At 76.3% G+C, this 7055-nt stretch carries 1 protein-coding gene; it reads right to left on the reverse strand.

Features of this window, described 5'->3' with window-relative positions; all coding sequences use genetic code 11:
• Positions 1 to 179 precede the first annotated feature (179 nt).
• Complete coding sequence (locus tag OG295_RS40515) at positions 180 to 7037, reverse strand: type I polyketide synthase (protein WP_331733133.1); 6858 nt, start codon at positions 7035 to 7037, stop codon at positions 180 to 182.
• Positions 7038 to 7055 lie beyond the last annotated feature (18 nt).

The following is a 7055-nucleotide window of genomic DNA, read 5'->3' on the forward strand; positions in this document are numbered from 1 at the left end:
GTTCCTCCACGGTCGTGATCGACGTACGTACGTACGCGGGCGTGACCGTAGGCGCGTGGCTTAAAGCCGCGCTTAAGACCCCGCGCGCGGGCGGCTCCGGACATACGTCCACCCCCGGCCGTCAGGAGCCGGGGGTGGACGGGTACGGGGCGGACGCGCGGTCCGCCGGGCGCCTGCGGCTAGCCGAAGATCCAGAACCGTTCGCGCTGGAAGGGGTAGGTCGGCAGGTCCACGCGGTGGGCCCCGCTGTCCTCGAACACCGCCGCCCAGTCGACCGGTTCGCCGGCGCTGTGGAAGGCGGCGGCCAGGGCCAGCGGCGCGTCGGCCGCCCGGTCCGGGTCCGGGGCCGGGGCGGGGGCCGGGGCCGGGGCGGCCAGGGCCTCGGCGAGGCCCTCGGTCCAGTCCTCGCCGAGCGGTTCCCCGGACTCGGCGTCCAGGAGGGCGATTTCCGGCCGCGCCGTAGCCGTCACCCGGGGCCGCCCGCCCTCCGCGAGGACGGCCAGCGCCTCGACGGCCTCCTCCAGGCCGAGCGCGCCCGCGACGTGCGCGGCGGCGAGCCGGCCGGGGCCGGACACCAGCAGCGCCTGGGGAGCCAGCCCCCAGCTCTCGTACAGCCGGAAGAGGGCCACCTCCTCGGCGAAGGCCTCGGCGACGGGCGGGAAGGGGGCCGCCAGCCGGACATCGAGGTGCGCCCGTACGGCGTCCCGGGCGTCGGCGAAGACGGGCCGGGCCGCGTACGGGGCGTTGGCGAGGCCGCGTACGGCTCCGGTGAACGCGATCCGCGCGGAGCCTGCGGAGACGACCCGGGGATCGTCCTCACCCCGTTCGACCGAGCCGAGCGCCCCCAGCAGCTCCTCGCGGTCCGCGGCGAGCACGACCGCCCGGTGTTCGAAGGCGGCCCGGCCGGTGGCCAGCGTGAAGCCGACGTCGGCGGGGTCGAGGGCGGGGTCCTCGGCGAGTGCCGCGCCCAGGCGCGCCGCCTGGGCCCGCAGCGCCCCCGGGGTGCGGCCGGACAGCGGGACCGCGACGGCGCCCGGGGCGCCGCCGGACCGGCCGGCCCGCGCCGGCTCCTCGGCGGGCGGGGCTTCGAGGATCAGGTGGACCTGGGTGCCGCTGGCGCCGAGCGAGGAGACCCCGGCCCGGCGCGGGCGGCCGGTCTCCGGCCACGGGGTGGGCTCGGTGACCAGGCGTACGGCGCCCGCCGACCAGTCCACGCGGCTGGTGGGCTCCTTGACGTTCAGCGTCTGCGGGAGCAGGGCGTGGCGCAGGGCCAGCACCGTCTTGATGACGCCGGTGACGCCGGAGGCGGACTGCGGGTGGCCGATGTTGGACTTGACGGTCGACAGCAGCAGCGGCCGGTCCGCCGGGCGGTCCTGGCCGTACGTCGCGAGCAGGGCCTCGGCCTCGATGGCGTCGCCGAGCGGGGTTCCGGTGCCGTGGCCCTCGACCGCGTCCACGTCCCGGGCGCTCAGGCCGGCGTCGGCCAGGGCCTGCCGGATGAGGCGCTGCTGGGAGACGCCGCTGGGGGCGGTGAGGCCGTTGCCGGCGCCGTGGTGGTTGACCGCGGAGCCCCGTACGACGGCCAGGACCGGGTGGCCCAGGCGCCGCGCCCGGGACAGGCGTTCGACGAGCACCATGCCGGCGCCCTCGCCCCAGCCGGTGCCGTCGGCGTCCTCGGAGAAGGGCTTGCAGCGGCCGTCGGCGGCGGCGCCGCCCATGTGGTGCCAGGCGACCGGGGCGGACAGGACGGTGACTCCGCCGGCGAGGGACATCGCGCACTCGCCGCGCCGGACCGACTGGACGGCCAGGTGCAGGGCGACGCCGGACGAGGAGCAGCCGGTGTCGACGGTGAGGGTGGGGCCGTGGATGTCGAGGGCGTAGGCGACCCGGCCGGAGGCGATGGCCGGGGCGATGCCGCTGCCGAAGTGCGGTTCGCTCTCCTCGGGGATCCGCTCCGTGGGCAGGAAGCCCTGGTAGCCGACGCCGAGGTAGAGGCCGATCTGCTCGTCGGTGAGTCCGCGGGGGTCGACCCCGGCGCGCTCGAAGGCCTCCCAGGCGGTTTCGAGGAGGATCCGCTGCTGGGGGTCCATGACGAGGGCCTCGGCCTCGGAGATGCCGAAGAAGGCGGCGTCGAACTCGCCGATGCCGCGCAGCAGTCCGGCCTGGCTGAGCGTCTTGACGGCCTGGAAGCCCTCCTCGCCCTCGGCCGCGCCCCCGGTGGCGGCGTCGGCGATCCGCCAGCCGCGGTCGCGCGGCAGGTCCCCGACGAGGTCCTCGCCCTCGGAGACGGCCTGCCACAGCTGTTCGGGGGTCTCGATGCCGCCGGGGAGGCGGCAGCTCATCCCGACGATGACGACGGGGTCCTCGTCCCCGGCGGCGCCGTGGCCGTCGGCGGCGGGAGCGGACGGCTCCTGCTCGCCGGAGCCGAGGAGTTCGGCGCCGAGGAAGCGGGCGAGGGCGACCGGGCTCGGGTGGTCGTATACCAGGGTGGCCGGGAGCGTCAGTCCGGTCGCGTCGGTGAGCCGGTTGCGCAGTTCGACGACGGTGAGCGAGTCGAAGCCGAGTTCCTTGAAGGCCCGGCCCGCTTCGATCGCCTCGCCCGAGGCGTGGCCGAGCACGGAGGCCGCCCGGTCCCGTACGAGGTCGGTCAGCAGGGTGGTGCGCTCGCCCGGGGAGGCCGCGCGCAGGCTGCGGACCAGCTCGGAGGAGGAGTCGTCGGCGGGCCGGGGCGCGGTGGGCGCGGCCTGCGGCACGAGGTCGGTGAGCAGGGCGCTGGGGCGCTCGGAGGTGAAGCCGGGGGCGAAGCGGGCCCAGTCCACGTCGGCGACGGCGACGAAGGTCTCGTCGTGTTCGACGGCCTGGACCATGGCGTTCAGGGCGGCCCGCGGATCCATTTCGAGGACGCCGCGGCGGCGCATGTACTCCTCGGCCCCTTCCAGTTCCATCATGCCGCCGCCGCCCCAGGCGCCCCAGGCGAGGGAGGTGGCGCTCCGGCCGCGGGCCCGGCGCCGCTGCGCGAGGGCGTCGAGGTAGGCGTTGGCGGAGGCGTAGGCGGTGTGCCGGGCCGCGCCCCACACCCCGGAATTGGAGGAGAAGAGGACGAAGGCGTCGAGGTCGGCGTCGGCGAGGAGGGCGTCGAGGTGGTCGGCGCCGGCCACCTTGGCGGCCGAGAGCGCCTCGAACTCCTGCGCCGTGGTCTCGCCGGCGAGGGTGTACTGCGGGACGCCGACGGCGTGGACGACCGCGGTCAGGGGCTGTCCGGCCGGGATCGCGTCGAGGACCGCCTCCAGCTGTGCGCGGTCCGCCACGTCGCAGGCGGCGAGGGTCACCTCGGCGCCCAACGCCCTTATCTCGGCGGCGAGTTCCGTCGCGCCCGGGGTGTCGGGGCCGCGCCGGCCGACGAGGACGAGGTGGGCGGCGCCGGTGGCGGCGAGGCGGCGGGCGACCTGTGCGCCGACGCCTCCGGTGCCGCCGGTGACCAGGACGGTCCCGGACGGCTCCCAGCGGCGGACCGGCTCGCGGTCGCCGAGCGGGGCGCGCACCAGGCGGCGGCCGAGGACGCCGCTGGTACGGACGGCGACCTGGTCCTCGTCGCCGTAGCCGCCGGCGAGGAGCCGGGCGAGCCGGTCCAGTGCCCGCTGGTCCAGGGCCGGCGGCAGGTCGACGAGACCGCCCCAGCTGCCCGGCTGTTCGAGGGCGACCACCCGGCCGAGGCCCCAGACGCGGGCCTGCGCGGGTATGGCCGGGGCGTCCGCGCGGCCGGCGGCGACGGCTCCCCGGGTGGCGGCCCAGTGCCGGGCGGTGATCCCGGCGTCGGCCAGGGCCTGGACGAGGACGTGGGTGCCGGTGGCGCCGGCCGCCTCGTCGAGGGCGAGGAGGGAGAGGACCCCGCCGAGGCCGGGCAGGGCGGCGGTGGTCTCGCCGAGCCGGGCGGTGAGGGCCGCGCGGTCGGCGGCGGCCGGGTCGGTTTCGAAGAGGACGGTTTCGACGCCGCGGGCCGCGAGGCCGGCGGCGACCGTACCCGCCACGCCGCCCGCGGCGGGCGGGGCGACGATCAGCCAGGTGCCGGCCGGGGCGGGCGCGGCGGCGGGCCCGGCGGTCAGCGGGGTCCAGGTGACCTTGTAGCGCCAGGAGTCGAGGGTGGAGCGGGCCTGCTGTCCGCGCCGCCAGGTGGCGAGGGCGGGCAGCAGCTCGCCGAGGGCCCGGCGCTCGTCGAGGGCGAGGGTGCCGGCCAGGGCCTCCAGGTCCTCGGCCTCGACGGCGGCCCAGAAGCGGGCCTCGGTCTCGTCGGCGCCGACGGGTCCGGTGGCCGGCGCCTCGGGCCGGACGGGGGCGGGCTTGAGCCAGTAGCTCTGGCGTTGGAAGGCGTACGTGGGCAGGGCGACGGTGATGGCGTCCGGGCCGCTGAGGGCGGTCCAGTCGACGTCGACGCCGCGGGTCCAGGCGGTGGCCAGGGAGGTGGTGAAGCGGGCCAGGCCGCCCTCACCGCGCCGCAGCGTGCCGGTGGCCAGGATCTCCGTGCCCGCGGCCTCCGCCGTCTCCACCAGCCCGTACGTCAGCACCGGGTGCGCGCTGGACTCCACGAACGCCCGGAACCCGTCGGCCAGCAGGGAGCGGACGACCGGCTCGAAGGACACCGGCCGGCGGCAGTTCTCGTACCAGTACGCCGCCGTCAGCTCGGGACCCTCCAGCACCTCGCCCGTCACGGTCGAGTACAGCGGGACGGAACCGGTCCGCGGCTCCACGAAGCCCAGCAGGTCCAGGATCCGCTCCTTCAGCGGCTCCACCTGCGCGCAGTGGGAGGCCACCGTGGACGGCACGATCTTCGCGCGCACCCCCTCGGCCTCCAGGGCGGCGACCAGCTCCTCCAGCGGAGCCACGTCACCGGCCACCGTCACCGCGCTCGGACCGTTGATCCCGGCGATCGACAGCGCGTCCCCGTACGGGACGAGCCGGGACTCGGCCTCGGCGCGCGACAGGGAGACGGAGGCGACGGCGCCGTTGCCGACCAGCTCGTCGGCGAACAGACGCGAGCGGAGCACGACCACCTTCGCCGCGTCCCGGAGGGTCAGGGCCCCCGAGACGACGGCGGCGGCGATCTCGCCCTGCGAGTGGCCCACCACCGCGTCGGCCCGCACGCCGGCGGCCCGCCACAGCTCGGCCAGCGACACCATCACCGTGAACAGGACCGGCTGGAGCACCTCGATGCGGGTCAGGTCCCCGTCCCCGCGCAGCACCCCCTCCACCGACCAGTCGACGTGCTCCTCGACGGCCCCCGCGACCTCGGCGAAGCGGGCCGCGAACACCGGCGAGGAGTCGAGGAGTTCGACGCCCATGCCGGCCCACTGCGAGCCCTGGCCGGGGAAGACGAACACCGTCTTGCCGCCCGCGTCCGCGACGCCGGCCACGACGGGCGCGTCGAGCGCGGCGAGGAGCTCCTCGCGGGAGGAGCCGAGCGCCACGGCCCGGTGGTCGAACGCCGAGCGGGTCGCGGCCAGCGAGAGCGCCACGTCCTGCGGGCGCAGCGCGGGGTCCGCCCCGACGAACCGGCGCAGGCGGGCGGTCTGCGCGGTCAGCGCCGCCGCCCCCTTGCCGGACAGCACCCACGGGACGGGACCGCCCGTGCCCACGGCGGGGGCCGGGGCGGGCTCCTCCTCCCGCTCCGGAACGGGGGGTGCCTCGGGGGCGGCTTCCAGGATGGCGTGCGCGTTGGTGCCGCTGAGGCCGAAGGAGGACACGGCGGCCCGGCGCGGGTGGTCGGTCTCGGGCCAGGTCCTGGACTCCGTCAGGAGTGCGACGTCGCCGGCGGCCCAGTCGATGTGCGGGGACGGCGCGTCGACGTGCAGGGTCTTGGGGAGCACCCCGTGGCGCAGCGACATGACGGTCTTGATGATGCCGCCGACGCCCGCCGCCGCCTGGGTGTGCCCGATGTTGGACTTGATGGAGCCCAGCCACAGCGGCTTGCCCTCGGGCCGGCCGCGTCCGTACGTGGCGAGCAGGGCGTTGGCCTCGATGGGGTCGCCGAGGGTGGTGCCCGTACCGTGCGCCTCGACCGCGTCGACCTGGTCGGGGGTGAGGCGGGCGTTGGCGAGCGCGGCCCGGATGACGCGCTGCTGGGCCTTGCCGCTGGGGGCGGTCAGGCCGTTGCTGGCGCCGTCCTGGTTGATGGCGGAGCCGCGGATGACGGCGAGGACCTCGTGGCCGTTGCGGCGCGCGTCGGAGAGCTTCTCCAACAGGACCAGGCCGACGCCCTCGGAGAAGGAGGTGCCGTCGGCGCCGGCCGCGAACGCCTTGCAGCGGCCGCTGAACGCCATGACCCCCTGGGCGCTGAAGCCGACGAACAGGCCGGGGGACGCCATCACGGTGACCCCGCCGGCCAGGGCGAGCGAGCACTCGCCCTGGCGCAGCGCCTGGGCCGCGAGGTGCACGGCGACCAGGGAGGAGGAGCACGCGGTGTCGATGGTGACCGCGGGACCCTCGAACCCGTAGGTGTAGGAGAGGCGGCCGGAGATCACACTGGCCACGGAGCCGGTGACGAGGTGCCCCTCGGCGCCCTCGGCCTCGTCGCCGAGGCTCTGGGCGTACGAGGGCTGGGAGGCGCCGATGTAGACGCCGGTCTGGCTGCCCTTGAGCCGGAGCGGGTCGATGCCGGCCCGCTCCAGCGTCTCCCACGAGGCCTCCAGCAGCAGCCGCTGCTGGGGGTCCATCGCGAGGGCCTCGCGCGGCGAGATCCCGAAGAACGCGGCGTCGAACTCGTCGACGTCGGGGACGAACGCGGCTTCGCGCACCGTTCCCGTGTCGCCGAGGTCCCAGCCGCGGTTGTCGGGGAAGCCGGAGACCGCGTCCCCCTCCTCGGCGACGAACTCCCACAGGTCTTCGGGGGATTCGATGCCGCCGGGGAAGCGGCAGCTCATGGCGACGACGGCGATCGGCTCGTGCGCGGCGTCCACCAGGTGCTGGTTCTGCCGGCGCAGCCGTTCCGTCTCCGTCAGCGACGCCCGCAGCGCTTCGACGACCTTTTCCGAGGGGGTGCTCATGGGTGTGATCTCCGGATC

Origin of the sequence: Streptomyces sp. NBC_01276 (genome assembly GCF_041435355.1) — a bacterium.
In the GTDB taxonomy this organism is placed as follows: domain Bacteria; phylum Actinomycetota; class Actinomycetes; order Streptomycetales; family Streptomycetaceae; genus Streptomyces.